At 61.5% G+C, this 24822-nt stretch carries 25 protein-coding genes; 13 read left to right on the top strand and 12 right to left on the bottom strand.

Going from position 1 to position 24822, the window contains the following annotated elements:
• Position 1: 1 nt before the first annotated feature.
• From BS38_RS26745 to BS38_RS0114775, 10 genes are all read left to right on the top strand, one after another.
• Positions 2-874 carry a glycosyltransferase family 2 protein gene (locus BS38_RS26745; RefSeq protein ID WP_081818911.1) on the top strand — a complete coding sequence of 291 codons (873 nt, stop codon included), beginning with the start codon at positions 2-4 and terminating at the stop codon, positions 872-874.
• A gap of 9 nt (positions 875-883) precedes the next feature.
• The gene (locus BS38_RS27115; RefSeq protein WP_156037131.1) at positions 884-2242 is read left to right on the top strand and encodes a lipopolysaccharide biosynthesis protein; all 1359 of its coding nucleotides are present in this window, start codon (positions 884-886) and stop codon (positions 2240-2242) included.
• Positions 2239-2835 carry an acyltransferase gene (locus tag BS38_RS27825; protein WP_081818910.1) on the top strand — a complete coding sequence of 199 codons (597 nt, stop codon included), beginning with the start codon at positions 2239-2241 and terminating at the stop codon, positions 2833-2835. The genes BS38_RS27115 and BS38_RS27825 overlap by 4 nt, the downstream gene beginning before the upstream one ends.
• A 197-nt stretch (positions 2836-3032) precedes the next feature.
• Entirely contained in the window at positions 3033-4064 is a 1032-nt protein-coding gene (gmd, locus tag BS38_RS0114810) for a GDP-mannose 4,6-dehydratase (RefSeq protein ID WP_028271528.1), read from the top strand.
• Entirely contained in the window at positions 4061-5035 is a 975-nt protein-coding gene (locus BS38_RS0114805) for a GDP-L-fucose synthase family protein (protein ID WP_028271527.1), read from the top strand. The genes gmd and BS38_RS0114805 overlap by 4 nt, the downstream gene beginning before the upstream one ends.
• Before the next feature lie 58 nt (positions 5036-5093).
• Complete coding sequence (locus tag BS38_RS25245) at positions 5094-6536, top strand: sugar transferase (protein WP_081818909.1); 1443 nt, start codon at positions 5094-5096, stop codon at positions 6534-6536.
• A gap of 64 nt (positions 6537-6600) precedes the next feature.
• Positions 6601-7914, top strand: coding sequence for a UDP-glucose dehydrogenase family protein (locus BS38_RS0114790; protein ID WP_028271525.1), 1314 nt, complete (start codon positions 6601-6603; stop codon positions 7912-7914).
• Positions 7915-7916: 2 nt separating this feature from the next.
• Positions 7917-9806, top strand: coding sequence for a DUF4012 domain-containing protein (locus BS38_RS26460; protein ID WP_231511260.1), 1890 nt, complete (start codon positions 7917-7919; stop codon positions 9804-9806).
• A gap of 172 nt (positions 9807-9978) precedes the next feature.
• Positions 9979-10575: an LPXTG cell wall anchor domain-containing protein gene (locus tag BS38_RS0114780; RefSeq protein WP_028271523.1), complete on the top strand. Its 597-nt coding sequence runs from the start codon at positions 9979-9981 to the stop codon at positions 10573-10575.
• Positions 10576-11009: 434 nt separating this feature from the next.
• Positions 11010-11315 carry a VanZ family protein gene (locus BS38_RS0114775; protein ID WP_231511259.1) on the top strand — a complete coding sequence of 102 codons (306 nt, stop codon included), beginning with the start codon at positions 11010-11012 and terminating at the stop codon, positions 11313-11315.
• Positions 11316-11324: 9 nt separating this feature from the next.
• Here the strand turns inward: BS38_RS0114775 and galU are convergent, their stop codons facing one another.
• On the bottom strand, positions 11325-12218 hold the full coding sequence (gene galU, locus BS38_RS0114770) for a UTP--glucose-1-phosphate uridylyltransferase GalU (RefSeq protein ID WP_028271521.1): 894 nt from the start codon (positions 12216-12218) through the stop codon (positions 11325-11327).
• A gap of 381 nt (positions 12219-12599) precedes the next feature.
• On the opposite strand from galU, the gene BS38_RS0114765 reads away from it, so the two are divergent.
• Complete coding sequence (locus BS38_RS0114765) at positions 12600-13277, top strand: hypothetical protein (RefSeq protein ID WP_156037130.1); 678 nt, start codon at positions 12600-12602, stop codon at positions 13275-13277.
• A 2-nt stretch (positions 13278-13279) separates the two neighbouring features.
• Here BS38_RS0114765 and BS38_RS0114760 read toward each other — a convergent pair whose 3' ends face one another.
• Genes BS38_RS0114760 through paaA form a run of 6 tightly spaced genes read right to left on the bottom strand, consistent with a single transcriptional unit; the run spans position 13280 to position 18157 of the window.
• Positions 13280-14062: an enoyl-CoA hydratase/isomerase family protein gene (locus BS38_RS0114760; RefSeq protein ID WP_028271519.1), complete on the bottom strand. Its 783-nt coding sequence runs from the start codon at positions 14060-14062 to the stop codon at positions 13280-13282.
• Between the two features lie 42 nt (positions 14063-14104).
• Positions 14105-15331, bottom strand: coding sequence for a 1,2-phenylacetyl-CoA epoxidase subunit PaaE (gene paaE, locus BS38_RS0114755; protein WP_028271518.1), 1227 nt, complete (start codon positions 15329-15331; stop codon positions 14105-14107).
• Between the two features lie 15 nt (positions 15332-15346).
• Positions 15347-15898, bottom strand: coding sequence for a 1,2-phenylacetyl-CoA epoxidase subunit PaaD (paaD, locus tag BS38_RS0114750; RefSeq protein ID WP_043438806.1), 552 nt, complete (start codon positions 15896-15898; stop codon positions 15347-15349).
• Between the two features lie 2 nt (positions 15899-15900).
• Positions 15901-16833 (bottom strand): 1,2-phenylacetyl-CoA epoxidase subunit PaaC, encoded by a 933-nt coding sequence (gene paaC, locus BS38_RS0114745; protein ID WP_028271516.1) that lies wholly within the window; start codon positions 16831-16833, stop codon positions 15901-15903.
• Complete coding sequence (paaB, locus tag BS38_RS0114740; protein ID WP_028271515.1) at positions 16830-17132, bottom strand: 1,2-phenylacetyl-CoA epoxidase subunit PaaB; 303 nt, start codon at positions 17130-17132, stop codon at positions 16830-16832. The genes paaC and paaB overlap by 4 nt, the downstream gene beginning before the upstream one ends.
• Complete coding sequence (gene paaA / locus BS38_RS0114735; protein WP_028271514.1) at positions 17129-18157, bottom strand: 1,2-phenylacetyl-CoA epoxidase subunit PaaA; 1029 nt, start codon at positions 18155-18157, stop codon at positions 17129-17131. The genes paaB and paaA overlap by 4 nt, the downstream gene beginning before the upstream one ends.
• A 110-nt stretch (positions 18158-18267) precedes the next feature.
• Here paaA and lepB point away from each other — a divergent pair, with 110 nt between their 5' ends.
• The gene (lepB, locus tag BS38_RS25235; RefSeq protein ID WP_231511257.1) at positions 18268-19008 is read left to right on the top strand and encodes a signal peptidase I; all 741 of its coding nucleotides are present in this window, start codon (positions 18268-18270) and stop codon (positions 19006-19008) included.
• Here lepB and BS38_RS25230 read toward each other — a convergent pair.
• The 5 genes from BS38_RS25230 to BS38_RS0114705 form a co-directional block, all read right to left on the bottom strand.
• Entirely contained in the window at positions 18950-19894 is a 945-nt protein-coding gene (locus BS38_RS25230; RefSeq protein WP_051628933.1) for a nucleotidyltransferase family protein, read from the bottom strand. The two genes, lepB and BS38_RS25230, sit on opposite strands and share 59 nt — an antisense overlap.
• Before the next feature lie 3 nt (positions 19895-19897).
• Positions 19898-21490: a polysaccharide biosynthesis tyrosine autokinase gene (locus tag BS38_RS0114720; protein ID WP_028271513.1), complete on the bottom strand. Its 1593-nt coding sequence runs from the start codon at positions 21488-21490 to the stop codon at positions 19898-19900.
• Between the two features lie 158 nt (positions 21491-21648).
• Positions 21649-22896: a hypothetical protein gene (locus tag BS38_RS0114715; protein WP_028271512.1), complete on the bottom strand. Its 1248-nt coding sequence runs from the start codon at positions 22894-22896 to the stop codon at positions 21649-21651.
• A gap of 42 nt (positions 22897-22938) precedes the next feature.
• Positions 22939-23217, bottom strand: a complete 279-nt coding sequence (locus BS38_RS0114710; RefSeq protein ID WP_028271511.1) for a PqqD family protein — start codon at positions 23215-23217, stop codon at positions 22939-22941.
• Positions 23214-23516, bottom strand: a complete 303-nt coding sequence (locus BS38_RS0114705; RefSeq protein ID WP_028271510.1) for a hypothetical protein — start codon at positions 23514-23516, stop codon at positions 23214-23216. The genes BS38_RS0114710 and BS38_RS0114705 overlap by 4 nt, the downstream gene beginning before the upstream one ends.
• Before the next feature lie 495 nt (positions 23517-24011).
• Here BS38_RS0114705 and BS38_RS0114700 point away from each other — a divergent pair.
• The coding region (locus tag BS38_RS0114700; protein ID WP_028271509.1) for a DUF222 domain-containing protein at positions 24012-24822 on the top strand (811 nt) is incomplete at its 3' end.

The raw sequence follows: 24822 nt of genomic DNA, 5'->3' as shown, positions 1-24822 counted from the left end.
AATGAGCAATATAACCGTAATTATCCCCGCGTTCAACGCCGAAGCGACAATCCTGCGTGCGATTAAAAGCTGCCACGATTTGGCCAACTGCCGCGTCCTTGTCGTCGATGACGGATCCACAGATTCGACTACATCTGTCGCAAGAAATTCCGGGGCGGAAGTAATCCAGCAGCCTAACGCCGGCGCGTCAGTGGCACGTCGCACCGGCATTTCTGCCTCAAACAGCGAATTTATCGTCTTGCTAGATGCAGATGATGAACTGATAACGGCAGGTGTGAACCGATCGATCGAGTTGCTTAAGGCGAATCCAAGCGCCTGCGTTGCAGGCGGACGGGTCATTGGAGTGTTGCCCAATGGGCGGTCTCGACTCCTCAAGCGTTCTTACACTGAAGTTACGACTCAGACGCTTATCACCGTAGGCTTCGGCCCCTGGCCCCCCGCCGCGTCAGTGATCAGAAGAAGCGCCTTGGAGGCCGCCGAACAGTTGGTCACGCAGGCTCTGTCCACTCGATTCGCTGAGGACTATGAACTCGTAATTCGACTCTCCATGGTTGGGCAGATAGAAGTCCATGATGAGCCGTCGACCCTCTATCGTCTCTTCGCCGGCAAATCGAGCCACGCGCCCAGCCAAGCGCTCCGCGACAAGGAGAGGATCCGCGGTTACTACGCAGAAGCTACGAACACTCCGGTTGTACTTTTGAGCGAGTCGGATGTGGCGTCCGCGGCCTATAACCGCGCGGCCAAGGCTGCGTGGGCTAATGGTCAACACGCCCGGGCGCTCGGCTGGGCCGTAAGATCGGCAGGCAAATCGCCTCGCCTCCTGGCGGCAAAGCTTCAGGACCGGTTTTCGCGGTTATCGAAAATGGCACGCTAAGGCCGAGCATTGAGGACCCTGATAACCCGCGCAAAAGAGTTTGACCTTGGGGGCACAGCGCTCTTCAGACTAGCCACGCTTGCCGCCGGTTTTGGCGCAAATATACTCGCAATCGCAGTCCTCTCTCGCCAGCATGGAAGCGAGGCATATGCGTCTTATGCTCTGATCGCATCCCTCGTCAACCTCCTCCCATTTGCAGATCTGGGTATGGGAGCCAGTGTCGTTAATGCGACCGCCGACCGTTCATCCGGAAAACTTTCCCGGATGCAGTACCGTTGGCATCTTTCCAAGGCGCGAGACTACATGGTCATGTTCTTGATAGTTCTTGCTGTACTGGCAACATTGGGCTATTCGGGCGGCGTCTACACACTCCTGCTTGGAAACCTTTCACAAACACCGGGAATTACGGAGGGGGCTTTCTACACATTCTTATGTATAGCTCTTTCCATACCACTCGGCTTGGGGGCGCGGGTTCTGCAAGGCCTTGGAAAAATGAAAGTTGTTGTACAAATTGGATTTGTAGGACCAATTCTGCAGATCGGGTTTTACCTCCCACTTTGGCTTATGAATGCTCCGGTTGAATATTACTTCATAGGTCCAGGCACGGCTTATCTGGCCACTGCTCTCGTTGGTTATATAATAGCGAGAAGAAGATTCGGGCTGCGCCTCAATATTCCGTTTGGATCTCTGGCTCGGTCGGAGCACGGCGGACAGAGCCTGTGGCGAACAGCCGCCCCCTTTCTCCTAATCTCCGTTGGCATGACGGTTGGTTTTCAAAGCCATAGGATCCTGCTCTCCCAGTTCGGAACAACTCAAGACGTTGCCAGTTACTCGCTTGTGGCACAGTTCCTCGGGCCTATGTTGGCCGTGACAAGTGTCGTGGGGCAGAACCTTTGGTCAAGGTACCGCCGCGAACTTCATGTGAGTACGTTAGAACTTAGTGCATTTCGTGCACATATCCTCATCTTCGTTCTGTTAGGCACGGTCTTTGCCGCCGGTCTTTTCGCCGTTGTGCCCTCTGCTGCCTTGGTTCTTACCGGGGGATCCGTCTCGCCCAGTCTGCTGCTAACGGCGGGGGCAGGCGCCTACCTACTAGTCACAGCCGTTCACCAGCCTAGCGCGATGCTTTTGAACGATTCCAGAGGGCTGTGGATTCAGGCCCTCTTAGTGTTTCAAGTGGCATTCTGCACCGTTGCGGGCACAATCTGGAGCATCCCCTCAATTGGAGCGGCGGCGCCATACGTTTGCATGGCAATTTCAATGTTAGTTCTGCAAGTGATACCAAGCATCCGAATGGCATGGAAACGCATACTAGGGCAGAACATTAGTCGAAATTTTGATGCATCTGATAAAAGGAATTATTCATGAAGAATCGGCTCATTGCTTTCATCACCCTCATTGCCGTCCTCAATTTACGACGTAAAGGTGTTGATGGGCTTGCAGGATCCAAGTTCGTCGGGCTACCAGTCGTTTCACGACGGGAAGGCTCCTCGATCACCATAGGTAGCCGGTTCGTAGCAGTATCCTGGGCATCTTTCCAAGTTATAGGTGTGAATCACCCAGCGGTGATTCGAACCGTGCAGCCTGGAGCCACCCTCGTAATTGGTGACGACTGCGGGATGAGCGGCGCAACTGTGGTCGCAGCGACGTCAATCCGAATTGGCAACGGATGCCTGATCGGCGCCAATGCCACAATCGTTGATACCGACTTTCACCCTATTCATTCTGAAGAGCGACGCTATGACTCGATGCCGCCGGCACTGGAAAAGCACGCTGTGGTCATAGGGAAGAATGTATTCATCGGAGCTAACTCAATTATCCTCAAGGGATCGAACATTGGCGATAATTCCGTAGTTGGGGCTGGCTCGGTCGTATCTGGTTCATTTGACCGCAATTCCATAATTGCCGGCAATCCAGCGACCATCGTGGGGACCGTTCGCTCAGCTCAGGTGACTGCTTGAAAGCCACCACGCAGTGGTCTCGAAGGTAGCCTTACCTCAGTTCGGACTCAGCGGCGCAATGTAACTTTTGAACGCCTCAGAGCGGCTAATTTCCGCGGCAAGTGCTTTTGGCCGTATGATTCATGCGTTACAAAGCCTGGCATCGACGCGCAGCCGCTAGGCTACGCGAATGATCTTAAATCGCATCTGGGGGCACCATGACTAAGCGCGCACTAATTACCGGCATCACGGGTCAGGACGGGTCATATCTGGCCGAGCTCCTCCTAAGCAAGGGCTACGAAGTCCACGGTCTCATCCGCAGGGCATCTACTTTTAACACCGCTCGGATCGACCACATGTATGTTGATCCGCACGACACGGCAGCACGGCTCTTTCTACACTACGGCGACCTGAGCGACGGAGCACGTCTGGTAACGCTTCTAGCCCAAATTCAGCCCGACGAGGTCTATAACCTCGCGGCACAGTCCCATGTGCGCGTCTCGTTTGACGAGCCGGAACACACAGCTGACACGACGGGTGTCGGCAGTGTGCGTCTCCTCGAAGCAGTCCGCATGTCTGGCATCGAGACAAAGTTCTATCAGGCATCCTCCTCTGAAATGTTCGGCGCCACTCCCCCTCCGCAAAACGAAGACACGCCGTTCTACCCTCGTTCCCCATACGGCGCTGCCAAGGTATACAGCTACTGGATAACCAAGAACTATCGCGAGGCCTACGGGATGTTCGCAGTCAATGGCATCCTGTTCAACCACGAATCACCACGACGTGGCGAGACTTTCGTAACTCGCAAGATCACACGAGCCGTCGCTGCGATCAAGGCCGGAAAACAAGACTTGCTGTACATGGGCAACTTGGATGCAGTCCGTGACTGGGGCTACGCCGCAGAGTACGTGGAAGGCATGTGGCGAATGCTTCAAGCTGATGAGCCTGACGATTTTGTTCTTGCCACCGGCGGAAACTACACCGTTCGCGACTTCCTGCAGATTTCATTCGAACATGCGGGCCTTAACTGGGAGAATCACGTACGCTTCGACGAACGCTACCTCAGGCCGACTGAGGTTGATGCACTTGTTGGGGATGCCTCCAAAGCTCAGGAGAAGCTCGGCTGGAAGGCGTCTGTCCACACCCCGGAACTCGCACGGATCATGGTGGACGCTGACATCGAAGCCCTCAAGCACGCCGGCAATCACTGGATCGACACCGTTGACCTTGCGACTTGGAAACAGTCGTGACTAAGTCTTCTGAATTCACACCTAGTCAGCTTGATAGGTCGGCCACATTCTATGTTGCTGGACATCGTGGCCTCGTAGGTTCTGCCATTTGGCGGAATTTGGAAGCCGAAGGTTTCACTAATCTCGTCGGCCGGACCTCCTCAGAACTTGATCTGAAGGATCGCGATGAAGTCTTCGCATTCTTCGCGGATACGAAACCACGGTATGTGGTGCTCGCGGCCGCCAAGGTCGGCGGCATCCTCGCCAACAGCACTTATCCGGTTGACTTCCTGAGTGACAATCTCCGCATACAAGTAAACGTCCTTGACGCCGCGCTCCGGTACGGCGTCGAACGACTATTATTCCTCGGCTCATCCTGTATTTATCCAAAGTTTGCTGAGCAACCGATTCGGGAAGACTCTCTCCTTACCGGTCATCTTGAGCCGACGAACGATGCCTACGCAATCGCCAAAATTGCCGGGATCATGCAAATACAAGCGGTTCGCCGGCAGTATGGCCTGCCGTGGATTTCCGCCATGCCTACGAACTTGTACGGACCCGGAGACAACTTTTCGCCCGAGGGTTCCCATGTGCTCCCGGCACTCATACGGCGGTATGACGAGGCCGCCAGGTCGGGTGCATCTACGGTCACAAACTGGGGCACCGGGTCACCTCGCCGCGAGTTCCTTCATGTTGACGACATGGCTGCCGCTTGCCTTCACCTCCTCGAGCACTACGATGGGCCCGGCCAAATCAACGTAGGTACCGGGACCGATATAACGATCAAGGAACTGGCAGCGATTGTGGCGGATGCTGTTGGATACGACGGGCAAATGGTCTGGGACACCACCAAACCGGACGGCACACCTCAGAAACTCCTGGATGTATCCGAACTGGCAAAAGCAGGCTGGACAGCCCAAATTGGCCTGCGCGAAGGCGTATTGCGAACAGTCGAGTGGTATCGCGCTAACGTCGACCGCGTCAGATCCTAAAAGATTTGAGGATGGGGGCTCTGAAGGCGTGAAAACTGAAGCAACAAGAGATGAACAAATGTCAACCAAGTCCGCAGCTTGGCGATTTCGATACACGGCACGCCTGCGGCTTGTCGATGCAGGCGTTGTAACCTGGGCCATTGCCGGTGCATTCGGAATTCGTTTCGGTTTCACGGAAATCGGTGACGGAAGCGTTCGTGATATCGACTACGTCCTATTATCTGCTGCTCTGATTTTGGCATGGTGGTTCATGCTCGAATTTTGGGGTTCGCGCGATGCGCGTGTTCTTGGTTCTGGATCTGAAGAATACAAGCGAGTGATTGCCAGTTCGGCTTGGCTATTCGGCTTCGTGGCAATCGTCTCCTACGCACTCAAGATCGATACCGCCAGAGGGTTTGTCGGATTGGCCTTTCCAGCCGGCGCCATAGGTCTGGTGGTCGCTCGATGGCTGGTACGTCAGCACCTGAGTTTAGAGCGTTCGCGGGGTTGGAGCAGTTCCCGAGTTCTCATCATCGGTGGCCCTTACTCAGCAGCTCACTTGGTTCGTTCCCTTCGAAGCGCACCAGCTGCTGGCTATCTACCTGTTGCCGCTCACGTGCCCGGCGCAACAGTCGAGGCTCCCGGTCTAAAGTCCCTGTCTATCCCGGTAACGGGAGTTGACACGGATTTCGAGACCATTCTGTCCGTGATATTGGATACAAACGTCGATGCCGTGGCTGTCTCAGCTGGTGTCAATATGCACCCACAGGATCTCCGAAGGTTGGGCTGGGAGCTGGCCGCCAGAGACATAGGGATGATCCTGGCTCCGGCACTTACCGACGTCGCAGGTCCGCGAATACACACTCAGCCAGTGGCAGGGCTGCCGTTGATTCACGTATCAACGCCAAAACTGACGGGCGGTAAGAAGGTTGCCAAGCGTGCATTCGATATAACCATTGCGGGAATTCTACTAGCGATGCTCTCACCGCTCTTTCTGACATTGGCAGTTCTAGTTCGATTCACCAATCCCGGACCTGTTTTTTATCGGCAGGAAAGAATTGGCCTCCGTGGGACCACCTTCAATATGCTGAAATTTCGTTCAATGCGGGTTAACGCTGACGACGAACTTAAGGCATTGCTTCAGGCGCAGGGTTCCGACGACAAACCGCTGTTTAAGGTCGAAAACGATCCACGTATTACGCCCTTGGGACGTATTCTTCGCAAGTACTCATTGGACGAATTGCCGCAATTACTTAACGTGATCGGTGGCAGTATGAGTCTCGTGGGCCCGCGGCCCCAGCGCGAGGGCGAAGTGGCTCTTTACGATGATGCAGCTCATCGTCGACTTTATGTAAGCCCCGGTATGAGCGGACTTTGGCAAGTAAGTGGTCGGTCGAACCTCAGCTGGGAGGAAAGCATCAGACTAGATCTGTACTATGTGGAAAACTGGTCGCTAATGGGTGACGTTGTCATCCTCTTCAAAACTTTCAAAGCAGTATTTGCAAGCACCGGCGCGGTCTGAACAGGGATCCGGTCCGTTCTATGCGGTCTCGTACCGCCCGTCCTGGTTTGGGGAAGGCAACAAAATGCGTATTTCAGTAATCGGCTGTGGTTATCTCGGGGCAGTACATGCCGCTTGCATGGCGAAACTTGGTCATGACGTCGTCGGAATTGACGTTGACGAACGGAAGATAAGCGCGCTATCCGCGGCTCGGGCACCTTTTTATGAGCCAGGACTCGAGGACCTTCTCAAGGAGGTACAAGCCACGGGGCGCCTCAGCTTCACAACAGACATGTCCGCAGCCGCCGGTAGTCGCGTGCACTTTATCTGCGTGGGAACCCCTCAGAAGAAGGGCGAGAACGGCGCGGACATGAGCTACGTCGATGCGGCTGCCACTGCGCTCCTGGAACATCTCGCACCGGGAGACGTCGTTGTCGGCAAGTCCACGGTACCCGTCGGAACCGCCTCCCGCTTGTCCCAAGTGGTGCAAGATATTGAACCGGGAGCCCACCTCGTATGGAATCCAGAATTTCTTCGCGAAGGACACGCCGTCGCAGACACTCTCAGTCCCGATCGCTTTGTCTACGGAGTTGCGGACGGTTCGGAAGAACACCCAGCGGTTGCCGTTTTGGATGAGGTATATGCAGTTCCCCTATCTGCTGGAACGCCACGTCTGATAGCTGACCACCCCACCGCTGAGCTTGTAAAAACAGCAGCCAACTCTTTTCTGGCCACCAAGATTTCGTTCATCAATGCCATGGCTGAGCTTTGTGAAGCCGCGGGAGCGGACGTCACAAGACTCGCGGATGCGATCGGAATGGACGACCGCATCGGACGGAAATTCCTTAACGCAGGTATCGGGTTCGGAGGTGGGTGCCTGCCAAAGGACATTCGTGCTTTCATGGCCAGGGCTGGAGAACTGGGAGCCGATCAAGCACTCACGTTCTTGCGAGAGGTGGACGCCATCAACATGCGCCGTCGCACTCGCGTAGTTGAACTCACGCGAGAACTCTGCGAAGGGACATTGCTTGGTAAGCGCATAACTGTGCTTGGTGCAGCATTCAAGCCCGAGAGTGACGACGTCAGGGACTCGCCTGCACTCAGCATCGCGGCCCAGTTGCAGTTGCAGGGAGCGGTGGTTACTGTCACTGATCCCAAGGCCCTGGCCAATGCCGCTAAGAGGTTCCCGGAGCTGCAATACGAGCAAGACACCGAAAAGGCCGTACGTGGGGCGGACGCATTGCTTCTCCTGACCGAGTGGCAACAGTATCGCGACCTTGATGCATACGAATTGGCTGGCTTGGTGTCCTCCTCGCGGATTCTTGACGGCCGAAACGTACTAGACGCTGCGAAATGGCGGGCCGCTGGTTGGACCTACCGTGGTCTGGGACGACCCTAGCAGTGGAGCGCAGTGATCCGCAGTCCAAAGCAAAGGCTGAAGCAGACGTCACGATCGGCAGTCAATCGGAAGCTCGACCGCACTTGATTCGGCGTGGCCAGAAGCGGCGCCGACTGCTGATCTCGGCGTTGTTGCTGGCGACCCTGATGGCCGGCGCAGCGCTTTGGCTCGGCAACAGGGCCAATGTTGTTAAGACGGAGCTTGAAGCCGCTGCGGACCAGATACCTCGCTTGAGAGAGGACCTGGCGGGCGATAAGCCTCAGGAGGCCGCCGATACGGTTGACCGTCTGCGCTCTCATACGGCGGCGGCCCGTGATGCTGTTGGCGACCCATTGTGGGCTTTGGCCGCTGCAGTACCTGCCATTGGCGCTAACTTCAGTGCCGTGGCAGAAGTTGCCCGCACGGCCGATGACGTATCGACTTTGGGTGTTGCGCCCTTGGTGAATGTATTCGGCACGCTCAACTGGGACAACCTTATGCCCAGCAACACCGGAACGAACTTGGAACCAATCCAGGCGGCCTCCCCCAGCGTGGTCTCGGCAGCTCATGCTGTCCGCGCTTCGGCTGAACGGCTGGATAGTATTGACTCAAACAGCCTTCTTCCTCAAGTCGCCGAACCGTTGGCACGAGCCAGGGAGCAACTCAGAGCTGTAACTGGAGCACTAGATGCTTCGGCAAACGCGTCACAGGTTGCCCCCAAAATGTTGGGGGCGCAAGGACCGCGAAACTATTTGCTTATGATCCAGAACAACGCCGAAGTGCGCGCCTCTGGAGGCATCCCGGGAGCTCTTGCCGTGCTAACCCTCGACCAAGGGAAACTCTCCCTCGGCGCACAGAGCAGTGCTGGGGATGTCGGCGTGATGCAACCGACTCTGCCAGTTGACGGCGAACAGCAGCAGATCTACTCGGCACGACTCGGGAAGTACATGCAGGACATCAACCTGACCCCGGATTTCCCAACCACAGCACGAACAGCGCAAGCAATGTGGGAGAGAAAAACCGGACAACAAGTCGATGGCGTGATATCGATGGACCCTGTGGCACTGGGCTACATTTTGGAAGCCACCGGGCCAGTCAAGGTAAGCAGCCCAGAACTACTGGCTTTGTCCAGCGAGATGCCTAGAGAATTAACGGGAAAGAATGTTGTGCAGACCCTGCTTTCCGACGTCTATTCCAAGATCGAGCAACCAAAGCTTCAAGACGCCTACTTTGCCGGCGTCGCCCAGGAAATCTTCGCTGCGCTCTCCACCGGCAAGGGTGATGCCAAAGCCCTCGTCGAAGGCATGACGCGCGGAACAGCAGAGGGTCGAGTACTCCTTTGGTCAGACAAGACCGACGAACAATCCATCATCGCAAAGTATCCCCTCAGCGGTTCAATAGCGGGCCCAAGCGTCTCCCCCGCCCAGTTCGGCGTTTACTTCAACGATGGCACCGGCGCCAAGATGGACTATTACGTCAAGCGCACCGTTCAACTGGTTGAAGAATGCACTAGTGACGAGTACGGCCAGATTAAAGTCCGCATAACCAGCACCAATACAGCGCCCGCGGATGCCGCGAACTCATTGCCGGAATACGTGACTGGCGGCGGCGTCTTTGGCGTGCCGCCTGGTTCAGTGCAGACAAATGTCATTGCTTACGGCCCAGTCCAAGCGAACGTCGAAACCGCGACCGTTGATGGCAAAAAAACGGATTTCGCCGCACACAGGCATGACAACCGGCCCGTGGGTGCCGTGACAGTAACCTTGGCGCCTGGCCAAAGCAGCACTGTCGAGCTGACTTTCGGAAAAATAGTCCAGCACACAGAACCTAACTTGGTAGTCACACCGACCGTTCAACCAGTCAAAGACGTCGTTCTTGGCACCAAACCGGCAGAATGCGTTCCCGGGAAGTAGACATCGCGTTAACAGTATGTAAAGCGACTTGATTCACTTTGGTAACACCCGTCACGGGATGCTAACGTCTACTTGGGCACAGCAAATGAGATTTCAACCTACGGTCACTCGACGGTCTCGGAAATCTCCACCAATCACGTGACACATCGTATTTACGGTCTCAGGGGGACTCATGAAGAAATCACTCGCAGCAATCGCACTTGCAGGTTCCATCGCACTTATCGGCGCCGTTCCGGCCGTCGCAGCCACCTACCCGGCACCGCCGGCCAACGCCGCAGTATCTGACGGCACCGTTGGCCCGGGCGAGCAGTTCGTCTTCCGCGGCAACGGCTTCCTTGCTGGCGAAGGCCTGTCCATCACCGTTACTCCGGGCAACCCGCCCGCAGCAAACGGCTCAAGCGTTTCCAACGGTAGCCGCACGGTTCCGACCAAGATCACCCTGCCGCTGGCACCGCAGACGTTCTCGACCACGGCTGACGCCAACGGCGCCTTCGCCTTCCCGCTGAGCATCAGCGAAGGCGGAACCTACACGCTGACCGCGACGGGCCTGACCTCGGGTAAGACTGCAACCGCCGTCGTAACCGTTGCCGGTACGGGCCTCGCCAACACCGGCGGTGCCCCGCTGGCAAACACCGGAACCGGTCTTGCCAATACCGGTGCAGACGCCAGCCTGGTTCTCTGGTCTCTGGTAGGCGCAGGCGCACTGGCCGCCGGCGCAACCTCAGTAGTTGTAGTTCGCCGCCGCGCCAAGGCTGAGGCCGCAGCGTAAGGCTAAACCAACAAGCACCAAAGAGGGTGGGTGGTTCTCCGGTAAACCGGAGAACCACCCACCCTCTGCTTTAAGGTTTTCGACAAGCTCAACTACGAATGTGGTATTCATATGAGTTATGGGGAGACATTGGCGGAGACCACGCTGGCAATTCAATTTCGCATTTCCGCTTCCCCCTCCGCAAGCACTCCCCTACATCCTCTTGGGGCTCCTAGCCGCCGCTACTGTCGGAGTAGCAGCCTTGGCACTCCTCCGGACATCCTGAGGTATGTTTGAATCGCCTCGAACGACCGCACCTGTGGCGGCAAGTCCTCGCTGCCATGATGGCGCCACTGGCTCTAGTAGCCTTCTGGCCCAGCCCCGTCGACAAACCCATCCAGGGCGAGCTTGGGGGGTTCCTTTTCCTCATACACGCCCTAGGAATTCCAGGCTGGGTGAATTACTCGCTAATTGAGGCCACGGCAAACGTGGTGCTCTTCATGCCGCTCGGCGCAGCTGCTTCACTGGCTTTCCCAAGGGAAAGGTTTTGGCAGCTTGGCGCCTTCGGGCTGGTGGTCTCCGGCTGCATGGAGCTCGGGCAGCAGCTTTTTCTTCACGGCCGTTTCGCGAGCCCGCTGGACCTCGTCACAAACACGGCCGGCTGTGTCATAGGAGCATTGGCCGCCCGAGCCGGAGTATTGCCGCTCAAACGACAACAGGCTCAACGCCAGCTGACGTTGAGCCTGTCGAAAAGCGATTGATGAATCGACTTACTCGTTCACGAATTCCTTCATCCACGTCTTCAATTCTTCACCGAAGTCCACGCGCTCCGAGGCGATGGAGATAACAGCCTTGATGTAGCTGAGCTTGTCCCCGGTGTCGTAGCGGCGCCCACGGAACACCACGCCATAAACACCGCCACCCTCACCCTCAGTGGTCGCAAGGGTCTGCAGGGCGTCCGTCAACTGGATCTCGCCGCCACGGCCGGGTTCCGTGTTCTCCAGCACGTCAAACACCGCCGGGTGCAGCACGTAGCGGCCAATGACGGCAAGGTTGGACGGAGCCTCATCAACCGACGGCTTCTCCACCAGCCGGTTCACCTGGAAGTAGTCCTCGCCATCCACTGCGGTGATGTCCGCGCAGCCGTAGGCGCTAATCTGCGAGGGGTCCACCTCGATCAGGGCGATTACAGAACCGCCGGTCTTCGCCTGGACGTCAATCATGATGCTCAGGAGGTCCTCCTGGGCATCTATGAGGTCATCACCCAGCAGGACCGCAAACGGCTCATCCCCGACGTGCTGGCGGGCGCACAGCACCGCGTGGCCCAAGCCCTTCGGATCGCCCTGCCGCAGGTAGTGCAGCGGCGCCAGGCTGGAAGCGTGCTGGACGGCCTCCAGGCGCTCCAGGTCGCCCTTCAGCTCCAGGGTGCGCTCTAGAGCCGGTGCGCGGTCAAAGTGGTCCTCCAGGGCGCGCTTCGAGCGTCCGGTGATCATCAGCAGATCATCCAAGCCTGCTTTGACGGCTTCTTCCACCACGTACTGGATTGCGGGCTGGTCAACAACCGGCAACATTTCCTTCGGCATTGCCTTGGTGGCGGGCAGGAAGCGAGTTCCCAGTCCGGCAGCAGGAATGACGGCCTTTTTTACTGTTTTCCCCAAAGTCATAGCTGAACCATACAAATCGATTGAGGAAACTGGCAATTCATTGCTGAGATTACGACGATTTCGACGGGCTCAATCACCGGGACCGATGGGGAGGCCTGCCCATCGCAGGCCGAGGCATATTCGGACATACTTCTGGTGCAGCTTTCACGAATATTGGGGGACATTTTGAATAACGACCAGCAGTCTGGCGTACCGCAGCAGCCGGAGCACAACGGATGGCAGCAGACAGGTCAACAGAACCAACCGCCCTATCCCCCGCGTGCGGACCAGTACGACTTCAACCAGCCTCCGTATGGCCAACCAGGACCGGGCCAGTACGGCCCGCCTCAGCCCAAGGGCGGTTTCCCCGTCTGGGGCTGGGTGGCGGGCAGCATCGGCGTTGTGGCGGTCTTGACCATAGCCGGCGTGATGGTCCTCGGCGGCCTCGGCTCAAACAGAGAACCTGAAGCCGCACCAGCGCCCACGGAGACTGCCGGCAGCTCGGCGTCTGGGGAAGCAACCGAGGAAGCCACCGCGGAGGAATCCTCGGCCGCAGCCACCGGCGACGAAGACCTGTACATCTTCCAGGATGCCGACTTCACTTCGGCACCTGTCTGGTCCACCAAAATGCCCGCAGGCTGGACGACGTCAGATATCAAAGAAGGCACCATCCAGTACCGCAGCAAAGAGAGCCCCTGCAACTTCACCACGCACCAGGCCATCCTGCCGCCCCGCGCTGAAACCACCGACGAAGAAGCCACCAAAACCTCGATGCAGCTCGAAATCGACGGCATCAAATCAACGGTGGGCAAGCCGGTCACGGTTGTGACCGATGCTGACTCGCTTTACACCAAGCTGCGGAATGCCGATGGCCGCGTCATCGAACTGCAGGAAGCGGAGCTTCGGTTCAAGAACAAGAGCGACGTGGACGTGGTGTACCGCATCGCCCTGCGGTCCATGCCCGCCGGCGACGGCCTGATGGAACTCATTCTCGCCTGCCCGGCAGACCTGCCCACAGAGCCTGACCTCTGGATGGAGCTGACGGACAGCGTCACCATGGTGGACGATCCGGCAGCTTAGTTTTACCGGTTCTTGAACTCCGGCGTCCGCTTCTCCTGGAACGCCTTGAAGCCCTCTGAATAGTCCTCGGACTTGCACAGCCGGGCCTGCTCCGCGTTTTCCTCCTCCATAGCCTCCCAGAGGCCAAGGCGCTGGTCGCGGATGTGCGCCACCAGGTCCTTGCTGGCGTTGAAAGCGCCCGTCGCACCAGAGGCAACCTTCGCCACGATGCCGCGGGTGTTTTCCAGCAGCTCGTCCTTGGGCATGGCCCGGCTGAACATGCCCTGCGCCACTGCCTCGGCGCCACTCATCAGCTCCGCGGTGTAGATCAGGTCCAGCGTCCGGTGCATGCCCAGCCGCTCGGTGAAGTACCAGTGCCCGCCGGAATCCAGCGTGGCCCCCAGCTTGGCGAAGGGCGAGCCGAACTTGGCGTCCTCCGCCACGTACACCACGTCCGTGGCCAGCAGCAGGCCCAGCCCCACGCCCAGGCAGGCACCCTGCGCCGCCGCGAACGTGGGAGCCGGGAACGCAGTCATCTTCTGCAGCAGCGGCTGCAGCAGGCCGCCCAGGTACGCCTGGACGTCGTCCGTCTCCGGCGTCACGCCCGCGATGTCCCGGCCCGCGCAGAAGGCGCGGCCCTCTCCCCTGAGCAGCAGCGCCCGCACCTCACCGCGCGAGGCGGCGGCAGCGGCGTCGTCGTACGCCTGGGTTAAATCCTTCAGCGCCTGCTCATCCAGTGAATTCAGCTTGTGCGGGGCATTGAGGACAACCTCGGCGATGCCGTCGGCGATGGAGAGGGAGATCATGGGGCTCCTGTTCGTGGCCGTGACAGCCGGGTTGGGAAAGGCTTAGACGTCGAAGTCGACCGTGACGTCCGGGGTAGTGGGGTGGGACTGGCAGGTGAGCACGTAGCCCTTGTCCAGTTCATCCTGCTCCAGGGCGTAGTTCTCATCCATCGTGACGGAACCCGTAACCACCTTGGCGCGGCAGGTGCCGCACACTCCCCCGGCACACGCGAACGGCACATCCGGGCGCACGCGCAGGGCGGCGTTGAGGATGGACTCGCGCGCATGGGTGGGGCTTTCCACCTTGCCTTCGAGGCCGTCCAGCTTGAACGTGATCTTGTAGGTTTCCTTGGACTCGTCCGCGATCACTGGCCGGCCGATGTTGCCCTCGGGGCGGTCCGGCTTGCCGGAGGTGAACAGCTCGAAGCGCACGTGCTCGGGCTGCACGCCGCGGGCTGCCAAGGTGTCCCGGCACAGCTGCACCAGCTCGAACGGCCCGCACAGGAACCACTCGTCCACGTCGTCCGCGTGGATGGCGGTGCCCAGCAGCGCCTGGAGCTTCTCGGCGTCGATCCTTCCGCTCAGCAGCGGCGCGATGCGCTGCTCGCGGGACAGCACATGGTGCAGGGCCAGGCGGCTCGGGTACTTGTCCTTCAGGTCCGCCAGCTCCTCCAGGAACATCACGTCCATGGCGGCCTTGTTGGCGTAGATCAGGTCGAAGCGGGTCTCAGGGTTGGCCGCCAGCAGCGTGCGGGCAATGGCGATCACGGGTGTGATGCCGGAACCCGCCGCGATGGCCACGAAGCTGCCCGGCTCCCCCGCCAGGTCCTCCGGGTGGTTCATGGAGTTCATGACGTTCTGCTCAACGGTCTTGCCGTCGCGGCCGTGCTTGGAGACGAATGCACCCATGGGGCTCATCACGTCCAGCTGGTCGCCGGCCTTCAGCTCGGCGTTCGCCCACGTGGAGAACAGCCCGCCCAGGTCCTTCTTGATGGCCACCCGGATCTCGCTGGTGCCGTCCGCGAAGCTGCGCGGCTCGGCGCAGATGGAGTAGCTGCGGCGCACCTCGTGCGGCTGGCCGGTCTCATCCGGCATGGTGGTGCGCAGGGCCACGTACTGACCCGGCAGGTAGTCGTACTGGCCGGCAAGCTCCGCCGGAACCCCGAACGTCACTTCGATGGCATCTTCGGTGAGCCGGCGGACTTCCGCCACCGTCAGCGTGTGGAAGGACGCACGACGGCGGCCGGTGGCCGTGGCCTGTTCGGCGGCAGTCTGGCGGACAACAGTCATGGGAGCACCTGTTCCTTACAAAACTTTGAAGTAGTCGAACGGTTCCTTGCAGTCCTGGCAGACGTACAGCGCCTTGCAGGAGGTGGAACCGAAGCGGGTGAGTTCCTTGGTGTTCAACGATGAACACTGCGGGCATTTGACGGCCAGGCTCAGGCGGACGGGCCCTGCGTGGCGTACTGCGTTGCTGTGGCCGCTGGGCGGCGCGATGCCGTACTCCTGCAGCTTGGCCTTGCCGGACTCGGTCATCCAGTCCGTGGTCCACGCGGGGCTGAGCACCAGCTCCACGTGCACATTGGGGTAGCCCTCCTTGGCGAACACCGCGTTGAGGTCATCGCGGATGGCGTCCATGGCCGGGCAGCCCGAGTACGTGGGCGTGATGGTCACCTGGACGGCGGGCACCATGCCGCCGTCATCGAACAGCTTCACATCCCGGAGGATGCCCAGGTCCGCAATCGTGAGCACCGGGATCTCGGGATCGCACACCGTGGCGGCGAGGTCCCAGGCCTTCTGCTCGGGCGTTTTCGCTTCCCTGCGGTCGCTCTCAGCGGTGGGGTGGCTGACGTACATGGCTACCAGCTCGCTCCTGGGTGCTGGCGGGCCAGCACCTGCATTTCGGCCAGCATGTAGCCCAGGTGTTCGGAGTGCTTGCCGCGGCGTCCGCCGCCCAGGGCGGCCGGAACCTGCGGAACCTCGAGTTCGGCTTCGGCCAGGACCTCGCCGGTGAGCCGGTCAAAGTCGGCACGCAGGCTGGAAGGCTCGACGGCGGCACCCGCCGCCGCGAGGCGGGCGGTGAGGTCGTCGTCGGCAAACAATTCGTCAACGTAGGGCCAGATGACCTTGAAGCCGTGGATCATCTTGCGGCGGGATTCGTCCGTGCCGAGGGCCAGGCGCAGCACCCACTGGGCACTGTGGTCCCGGTGGTAATCCACTTCCTTCACTGCCTTGGCGGCGATGCCGGCCAGGGTGGCGTCCGCGGACTGGGTGAGCCTGCGGTAGAGCTCGAACTGGTAGTAGCTCACCACGAACTGCCGGGCGATGGTGACGGCGAAGTCCCCGTTGGGCTGCTCGAAGAGTTCCACCGAGCGGAACTCATCCTCGGACCGGAAGTAGGCGAGTTCGTCCTCGCTCTTGCCGTTGAGCCCGCCGGCGTAGCTGAGGAAGGAGCGGGCGTGGCCCAGCTGGTCCAGGGCGATGTTGCCCAGGGCGATGTCCTCCTCCAGCTCCGGAGCGCGGGAGATCCAGTGGCCCAGGCGCTGGGCCAGGATCAGGGCGTCGTCGCCCAGGCGCAGCGCGAACTCGGCCACATCCTCGGTGGGCTTGGCGGTGCCGCGGCTGACGGCCAGTGCGATGTCCTCCGGGCGGAGGGCGTTGCCCGGCGTGATGCGGGTGGCGCTGGCGGTGGCGTCGCCGCTGGTGCCTGCGGTGGTCACGCCCACGGAGATGTCCCCGTGGCCGGTTGTTTCTGTCTCTGTTTCCTGGGTGGTGGTCTCGGGGGTGCTCACAGGTGCTTCACGCCCTCGCTCTTGGTGTAGTACGTGGCATGCCGGTAGTCCTTGCCCTGGGGCGATTCGAAGAACGCGCCCTTGGCGTCCGGATCGCTGGAGGCGATGGCGTCCGCGGGGACAACCCAGATGGACACGCCCTCGTTGCGGCGGGTGTACAAGTCGCGGGCGTTGCGCAGCGCCATCGCTGCGTCCGGCGCGTGCAAGGACCCGGCGTGCACGTGGGACAGGCCGCGGCTGGAGCGGACAAAGACTTCCCAGATGGGCCAGACGTTGCCGGCGGGGGTTTCGGGGCTCATGCTGCTTCCTCTTCTGCTTGCTTCTTGGCCTGCTTTGCTGCGTAAGCCGCTGCGGCTTCGCGCACCCAGGTACCGTTCTCGTGTGCTTCGCGGCGACGCTCCAGGCGCTGGGCGTTGCAGGGGCCGCGGCCCTTCAGGACCTCATGGAACTCGTCCCAGTCCAGCGGGCCGTGCTCCCATTTCTTGGTTTCTTCGTTGAAACGGATGTCCTTGTCCGGGAGGGTGAGGTCCAGGACCTTGACCTGCTCCATCATCATGCCGACGAAGCGGTTGCGCAGCTCGTCGTTGCTGAAACGCTTGATGTTCCACGCCATGGACTGCTTGGAGTTGGGTGAATCGTCATCCGGCGGGCCGAACATCATCAGGGCCGGGGCGTACCAGCGGTTCACGGCCTCCTGGGCCATCTGCTTCTGCTCGGGGGTGCCGTGCGAGAGTTCCAGCAGGATCTCGAAGCCCTGGCGCTGGTGGAAGGACTCTTCCTTGCAGACGCGGACCATCGCCCGGCCGTACGGGCCGAAAGAGGCGCGGCACAGCGGAACCTGGTTGGCGATTGCGGCCCCGTCCACCATCCAGCCGATGGCTCCCATGTCCGCCCAGGTGCGTGCGGGATAGTTGAAGATGGAGGAGTACTTGGCCTTGCCGTCCATCAGGTCCTGCATCATCTGGTCGCGCGGCTGGCCCAGGGTCTCGGCTGCCGAGTACAGGTACAGGCCGTGGCCGGCCTCGTCCTGGACCTTGGCCATGAGGATGGCCTTCCGCTTCAGGCTGGGGGCGCGGGAAATCCAGTTGGCCTCCGGCTGCATGCCGATGATTTCCGAGTGCGCGTGCTGCGAGATCTGCCGGATGAGGGTCTTGCGGTAGGCCGCGGGCATCCAGTCGCGCGGCTCGATGCGCGAATCCTCCGCCATCACACGGTCAAAGTACGCCTGACCTTCTGCCTCGTGCCGGGCTGCCTCTTCAGCGCTGATTTCTTGCCGTCCCGGCGTACCTTCAGCGGGCACTGACTGCAGGGTCTGCGATGCCATGGTTGCTCCTATGCATATCCGATAAATAATTACCGACCGTTCGTTCAGGATATGCGGAAGCCGTGAGATGCGTCAAGCACACGGCGCGTCTTGTGGGGTAGTTTTGGGGCGTGAACGCAGGCATTGGCAGGAAGCTCCCCCTCTGGGCCCTACTTGCCCTCAATATGCTGGTTGCCCTGCTGGCCATCGCCTTGGTCCAGGCTTTCCTGGTCAAGGTGTACCGGGTGCCGTCCGGGTCCATGGAACTGACGCTGCAGGGCTCGCAGGGCGGCGGCGACCGGATCCTGGTCAACCGCCTCGCCTACGCGGGCAGCTCACCGCGACAGGGGGACGTGGTGGTGTTCACCCGCCCTGCCTCCTGGCAGCGCGAAACAGCAGCGCACGACGACGGCGGGCTGGGTTCCGTGGCACGCGCCTTCGGCGATATGACGGGGATCGGCGTCTCCAACGAACAGTTCCTGGTAAAGCGGGTGATCGCCGTTGGCGGCCAGACGGTGAGCTGCTGCGGCAGCGACGGCCGGCTCAGCGTGGACGGCCAGCCGCTGGACGAGCCGTATATCTACCAGGACTTCCCGTTCCAGGCAGGGTCGCTGGACTGCAGCACGGTGCCCAGTTCCGCCCGCTGCTTCCCGCCGTTCACTGTCCCCGAGGGCCAGCTGGTGATGCTGGGCGACCACCGCTCCGGTTCAGCGGACTCGGTGGTGGACTGCCGGACGCAGGCCGGCCCGCCGTCGTCGGGCTTATCTCCTGGCGACTCGCCGGGGTGCGTCCGGACGGTGGGGACCTCCGAGGTTATCGGTGAAGTGGCCCTGCGGATTTGGCCGCTGGACCACGCCGGCGGAGTTGGCTGAGGTCCTTGACGATCTTCGGTACCGAGCGCAGGAACCGGACCCACCGGGCTTTGTGAAGCCGCAGGCGGCCACGGAATGACAGGTCCGCGTAGATGTTCCGGGCTAGGTGCGCTTGAGGCGCTGGGAATAGCCCGCGTAAGAGCAACTTTGGTTTGTGTCGCAGCGGAGCCTGAAGAATCGCAATAATCTGGGCGCTGCCCGGCTCCTTGGCCACCAGGCGGTTACGCCATACCGTTGACGTCTCCGGCCAGTCCACCGGCGACGGCTCCGGAAGTAGATCCTCAAGGAAAGGGCGCATGGCGGCCAGGGAGCCGGTTGCCGTGGCGATGTAAACGACCGCAGCTATGTGCTCTTCCTGTCCCGTGATCTCCGCCAGGAACTCGAGTTCCTGCCTGCACGCGGGCAGATGGGGCGAGCGGAGGGCATGCAGGGCAAGGATGAGGATGCCCAGCGCCTTCGACGGGACCCGCACCTCCTGCCCTGCAAGTTCGAGGATCTCCGTGTGCGCCCACATCACGTCGAAGGAGTCGCCCGGGGCGCCTTCCATGCCCGGAAACCGGAAGTGCACGTCGATGCAGCAGGGCCAGGACGGATTATCGATGGTGGCGGAGTGGTGGGGAAAGCTGCGCTCGTCCGGGTCCACCGGGCGTTCCCGCCAGCCCCGTTCCCGCAGGCCGCCGAGTAACGCTTCCAGGTCCGCCGGGGCCACAAAGACGTCAACATCCACGGACATCTTGGGCAGGCGCAGCCCCTGGACCACGCTGGCAGGGCCTTTGATGAAGAATGCCCGGATCCCCCGGCTGTCCGCCACCCGCTGCACCAGGGCATGCCCCAGGAGCACGGCTTCGGGAATGCTCAGCTGCGTTTCGTCGGCCGGGTTCTGCATGGCCTAGTTCCTGACGCGGCGTCCGGCTGACAGGGGTTCCAGGACCTCGTCAGCTTGGGTGTCCCAGTGGGCTGCGCGCTCCGTTTCGGGGTGCGCATATTCAGGCGCGTCCGCGGCTTCCGGTGCCGAGGTGTAGGTCCCGTAGTAGGAGTAGGCGTCCGTACCCTTGGTGGGCACGTAGTTGAGGACGGCACCCAGGATGCGGCCCTTCACCTTTTGGAGGTTGCCCAGTGACTGGCCCAGCTGCTCTTGGGTGGTTTTGCCCGTCCGGATCACCACGATGGCGCCGTCGGCCACGCGGGAGAGGACCGCGGCGTCCGTGACCGGGAGCAGCGGCGGGGCGTCGATCAGTACCGTGGCATTCTCGGCCAGGGCGTTGAGCATGTTCTTCATGGCCCGGGAGCCCAGCAGCTCGCTGGGGTTCGGCGGGATACGGCCGGAGCCCAGCACGGACAGGTTGGGCAGGGCACCCCAGGGCTGCAGGACATCATCCAGCTCAGCGGTGCCGGTGAGAACATCGGTGACCCCGACTCCCGGAACCAGATTGAAAACGTCCACCAGCGTGGGGCGGCGGAGGTCGCCGTCGACCACTACAACGTTTTCGCCGGCGGCCGCCATGGTTACTGCGAGGTTGGCGGTGACGGTGGACTTGCCTTCGGCCTGCATGGAGCTGGTGACCACGATGATCCGCGGCGGCTGGTCCACGTCCAGGAAGCTGAGGTTGGTGCGCAGTTCGCGGAGGGCCTCGGCCATGGCTCCGCTGCCGCCAAGCTCGTGGAGCTGCGCGAAAGTGCCGGCTTCGAGGATGGTGCTCTTGCCGTCCAGGCGGTGGTCCACGGGGAGGGTGCCGATCACGGGGACCTCGAAGAGCCGCTCGATTTCCGCGGCGTTGCGGATGCGCCGGTCCAGGTGGCGGCGGACCAGGGCGTAGGCCACGCCGAGGGCCAGTCCGATCAGGGCGCCCAGCGCGAGGGTGAGCTTGACGTTCGGAGACACCGGGCTGGTGGGGAGGACCGCCTTGCCAAGCGGCAGGATCCGCACGGCGGAGGCCGGAGCGGGAGTGGCGGCGGGAGCGTTACTGGACGTCCCGGCGTCGGGCGTGGTTGTTTCCGGGGTGGCGGTTTCGATCGCCTCCACCTGCGCGGCAAGGCCGTTGACCCAGGCATCGGCCACGCGCTGGGCGGTCGCCGGATCGGGCGACTGCGCCGTCACGCGGATCTCGGCGGTATCCAGCGGAACCTTCACGCTGATGGTGCCGAGCAGTGCATCTGCGGTGGTGTTCAGCTCCAGGGAGGCGATCACCCGGTCTGCCACGAGCCGGGACTTGGCCACGGACTCGTAGTTCTTGACCTTTGCCTTGGCCAGGCTGTCCCCGGCGAGGGAAAGGCTCACGTTGTCCGAGCCCGGCGTGACCACAATGCCGCTGGAATCGGACGAGTAGATCTTGGGCTGCAGGACCGTCCAGCCGAACGCCGTCAACGTGGCCAGCAGGGTGAAGGCGACGATTGCCTTCCAGTACACCCGCACCACCCGCAGGTAGTCGGCCAGGTCCAGGCCGGCAGGGGCATCTCCGCCGGCCGCAATGTTGACGCTCATGGGTGGTTCCTTCCAAGTGTGTATGTTTCTCTGCCGGTCTTCGTTGCCGGGTTACTGCGTCTGGTTTCCCAGGAAGTGGTTCTCCGCGCGGTAGTTTCCGGCGTGGTGGTTTGCCGCGCGGCAGTTCTCCGCGTGGCGGTTTCAACCGTGGCTGGCGGTTACTCGCCGCCCTGTTCCAAGACTGATTTGGCGATGAGCTGCCCGGTGGCTGCGGCGACGGCGGCCCGGTAGTCCTCCGGCCGGCCGTGCACATCGCCTATTTGTTCCGTCAGCCGGTCCAGCGGGACGGCGCTGGCGGTGGCCTCCCAGATGGCTGGCCCGATCCCGCTCAACCGCACGATCTCCGCTTCCAGCATCACCAGCAGGTCGCCGTCGACCGCCACGGCATCCTTGGGTTCCACCCGGCGGATCCAGCCGTCCGGGATGGCTCCCGATTCGGGTTCCTCTGCCGTGCGGGTCTCCCAGACTGGCTTCGAGCGGCGCTGCTTGCGGAAGAGCGGTGCCAGGGCCGCGGGCAGGTCCCCGGCTTCGGAGTACGTCACTTGCCACACTCCCCCGACGCGGTCGATCAGCCTGCACAGCGACTGCAGCGGCTCGTCGATTTCGGCCTGCGAGGACGAATCCGGGATCAAGGCCAGCAGCCCGTCAGCCAACGGGAGCTGGTGGAGCGTTGGTTCCTGGTGTGTGCCCTTGTCCGGCTCGACCCGGTTGAGCAGCACTATGGACTGGATAAAGGGCTTGGCCGGTACGGGCACGAGCCCGAGCTCGTCGGGACCAACCTGGCGCTTGGGTGCGCCGGGCCCCTGCTTCACGGACAGCGGCTTGGGGTACGGAACCACCGAACCGTCCGGGCCGATGGCCACGGTTTCGTCCGTGACATACCCGTACGTCCCGGCCAGCACCGAGGCGGCGGTGGTCTTGCCCGTGCCCGACTTGGCCACGAGCGCCACCACGGCGCCGGTCTCGGGAGAGGCCACCCCGCAGGCGTGGAGCATCATCAACTCGCCGGCGTTCTCCAGGATCGCGGCCACCGTGAGCCGGGAGGTGAGGTTCTCAGCCAGCTCCTCAAAGGAGGCGGCCTGCAAAGGGAACGTCCCGCCGTCGTACGTTTGGGACAAATACGAAACGGAAGCGGAGTACGGCAGGGACTCCGTGGGCTCCTTGGCGAGCGGCGGGAGCATCGGCGCCCCGGCCCCGGCACAGCGCGACCAGGCCGAGCGCATGCTCTGCTGCTGCTCGAGCGTGACCGAGCGGCCCCAGCGGATGGCGAACTGGGTGCCGAGGACGTCGACGCTCAACAGTTCCCCGCCGCCGCGCAGGTCCTCAAAGAGCCGGGCGTCCCAGCCGCTGGAGAAGTCCCAGTCGAGCTGCGAATCCACGCCGTGATTGTTGTCCTCGCCGCTCATGACTCCCCCTTTCCGTCCAGCCGGTTGGTTTTTCGTTTCTACTTACCCTTGGACGCCAGCAGCTTCGATTAGCCGCTGGGCTTCCAGGCTGGCCAGGAAATCTTCCACCTGCTGTGCCAGCTGGCCGGCCGCGTCCTCAAAGGTCGCTTCCAGTTCGGCGATGACGGCCGCCTGGTCGCGACGCCCGTCGATCAGTTCCCAGATCGTTGCGGCAGTGCCTTCGAGGACCACGGGCTGTGTTGCGTCCAGGTGGAGGAGGGCCACACGGTCTGTTGATTCGGTGCGGACTTCTGCGACGAGGGTGCTGCGGTGGTAGATCACGGGATCGTCATCGTCACAGTGGTGGGCAGGACGTAGCTCGCAGACCCCACGGTGAAAGTCACAGTGAATGTGTATTTCTGGCCCGCGACCGGCGCAGCCTTTCCGGTGCCGTCTACGTAAAAGAAGGAAATCGAACGCTCCGTCGTCTGGTCGCCGGTGATGGAGAAAGTTGACGTCGAAACATGGTTTGAGCTGAAGGATGGAGTACCCACGATGACGCCGTCCAACGTCTTGACGGCAAGGCCAGTTCCCACCGTTCCGGTGTCGACAGTCGCTACGATTCCGATGGATCCTGTCACGGTGCCACCCGATGTGTTCCGAATAACGACGTTAAGCGGGCCCTGCCCGGTTCGTAAAACCCCAGCTCCCTGTGCCTGTTGCTTTGAAATGCTGATCCCGACGGCGACGCCCGATGCTACAGATAATGTCGGCGTCGTCGTCCCACCCGACGCGGACGCTGCCGGAGCCGCAATAGCGGCAGCAATAACCGGCATAGACCAGGCCGCACCCTTGACGATCCTGCGACGGCTGAGACCGCCCTCTTCGCTGCTCGTGACCTCTGCGTTCAGAACCTCAGACAATTTCGCCCCCACATATTTTTCGGCTGGGGCCAGCCCCGATGGACCGGCCGCTTGCTATCACCGCGTTTTCGCCGGCTGCGACCACTCTTCCCAACGACGCCAAAGGTTCACGCAACCGTTTTGCAAGATTCGGTCAAGGTTTCCTGAGTCTGCAGAATTGAGGATTTCGGGTTCCCCACCTTAAATGTCAGACCCCGCTGGCAGAGTTATTCCATGGAAGCCGTTGGAGAACTCACCCCGAACCAGGCCCCGCGCCTTGGGTGGTTTTCCGACGGTCCATTTCCGCCGCTGGCGCCGGTGATGCCGACGAGGAACCTGCGCGCTGTCCCGCCAACTGAACTGGCCGGTGGCCTGCTGGGGGTTGAATGCCAACAGCCTCCCATAGCGTCCGACGTCGGCAGCATCTGTAATCTGGCCCGAAGCCTTGAGCTGTTCAAACGTGCCAGTTCGACGGCGGTCCAGGACGCCAGGATGATGGGCCTCCGGGAAGCGGCTGACTTTGCCGCCGGGCTCGAGGAATTCTCCCGGAATATGGAATACATGCAGGTCGTTGCGGCCGGGGCCGTGGACCGGGCCCGGCGCGAGGCCAGTGCTGCCGCGCGGGCTGGCTCGGGGTCCGGGGTTGGTTGGACCACCGGGTGGGGTGAAGCGACCGCCGTGCAAGGCCCCATCGGCTGGGCCACCAGCGAAGCGGACACCAACCAAATCGACACCAGCCAGGCTGCCAAAACGGCAGTGAGTGGCGAAGCTTCGGTCCCCGCGGAACCGGACCCTGCGGACGACGGCTGCCGGAACACCACCGAGTTCCTCCGTTTGCGGCTCCGGATCGGTGCCGGCGAAGCCCGCCGCCGGCTCGCGCTGGCCGGGGCGGTACTGCCGCGGACCGGGATCACCGGGCACACCCAACCACCGGAACGGCCGGAACTCGCCGCCGCCGTCGCAGCCGGGACCGTCGCGTCGCGGTCCGCGACCATCATCACGCTCGCCCTGGACCGGGCCGGCCACCACGCGGATGCGGAAGTTA

It is taken from the genome of Arthrobacter sp. UNC362MFTsu5.1 (assembly GCF_000685965.1).
In the GTDB taxonomy this organism is placed as follows: Bacteria; Actinomycetota; Actinomycetes; order Actinomycetales; family Micrococcaceae; genus Arthrobacter.
Note: the sequence above shows the minus strand (reverse complement) of the source record. Positions and strands in the feature narration are given on the sequence as shown.

Excerpts from the sequence above, each read along its gene's own strand:
- BS38_RS26745 (WP_081818911.1), top strand. The coding sequence starts at position 2 with ATGAGCAATATAACCGTAATTATCCCCGCGTTCAACGCCGAAGCGACA.
- BS38_RS27825 (WP_081818910.1), top strand. The coding sequence starts at position 2,239 with ATGAAGAATCGGCTCATTGCTTTCATCACCCTCATTGCCGTCCTCAAT.
- gmd (WP_028271528.1), top strand. The coding sequence starts at position 3,033 with ATGACTAAGCGCGCACTAATTACCGGCATCACGGGTCAGGACGGGTCA.
- BS38_RS25245 (WP_081818909.1), top strand. The coding sequence starts at position 5,094 with ATGTCAACCAAGTCCGCAGCTTGGCGATTTCGATACACGGCACGCCTG.
- BS38_RS0114790 (WP_028271525.1), top strand. The coding sequence starts at position 6,601 with ATGCGTATTTCAGTAATCGGCTGTGGTTATCTCGGGGCAGTACATGCC.
- BS38_RS0114780 (WP_028271523.1), top strand. The coding sequence starts at position 9,979 with ATGAAGAAATCACTCGCAGCAATCGCACTTGCAGGTTCCATCGCACTT.
- galU (WP_028271521.1), bottom strand. The coding sequence starts at position 12,218 with ATGACTTTGGGGAAAACAGTAAAAAAGGCCGTCATTCCTGCTGCCGGA.
- BS38_RS0114760 (WP_028271519.1), bottom strand. The coding sequence starts at position 14,062 with ATGATCTCCCTCTCCATCGCCGACGGCATCGCCGAGGTTGTCCTCAAT.
- paaE (WP_028271518.1), bottom strand. The coding sequence starts at position 15,331 with ATGACTGTTGTCCGCCAGACTGCCGCCGAACAGGCCACGGCCACCGGC.
- paaD (WP_043438806.1), bottom strand. The coding sequence starts at position 15,898 with ATGTACGTCAGCCACCCCACCGCTGAGAGCGACCGCAGGGAAGCGAAA.
- paaB (WP_028271515.1), bottom strand. The coding sequence starts at position 17,132 with ATGAGCCCCGAAACCCCCGCCGGCAACGTCTGGCCCATCTGGGAAGTC.
- paaA (WP_028271514.1), bottom strand. The coding sequence starts at position 18,157 with ATGGCATCGCAGACCCTGCAGTCAGTGCCCGCTGAAGGTACGCCGGGA.
- BS38_RS25230 (WP_051628933.1), bottom strand. The coding sequence starts at position 19,894 with ATGCAGAACCCGGCCGACGAAACGCAGCTGAGCATTCCCGAAGCCGTG.
- BS38_RS0114720 (WP_028271513.1), bottom strand. The coding sequence starts at position 21,490 with ATGAGCGTCAACATTGCGGCCGGCGGAGATGCCCCTGCCGGCCTGGAC.
- BS38_RS0114715 (WP_028271512.1), bottom strand. The coding sequence starts at position 22,896 with ATGAGCGGCGAGGACAACAATCACGGCGTGGATTCGCAGCTCGACTGG.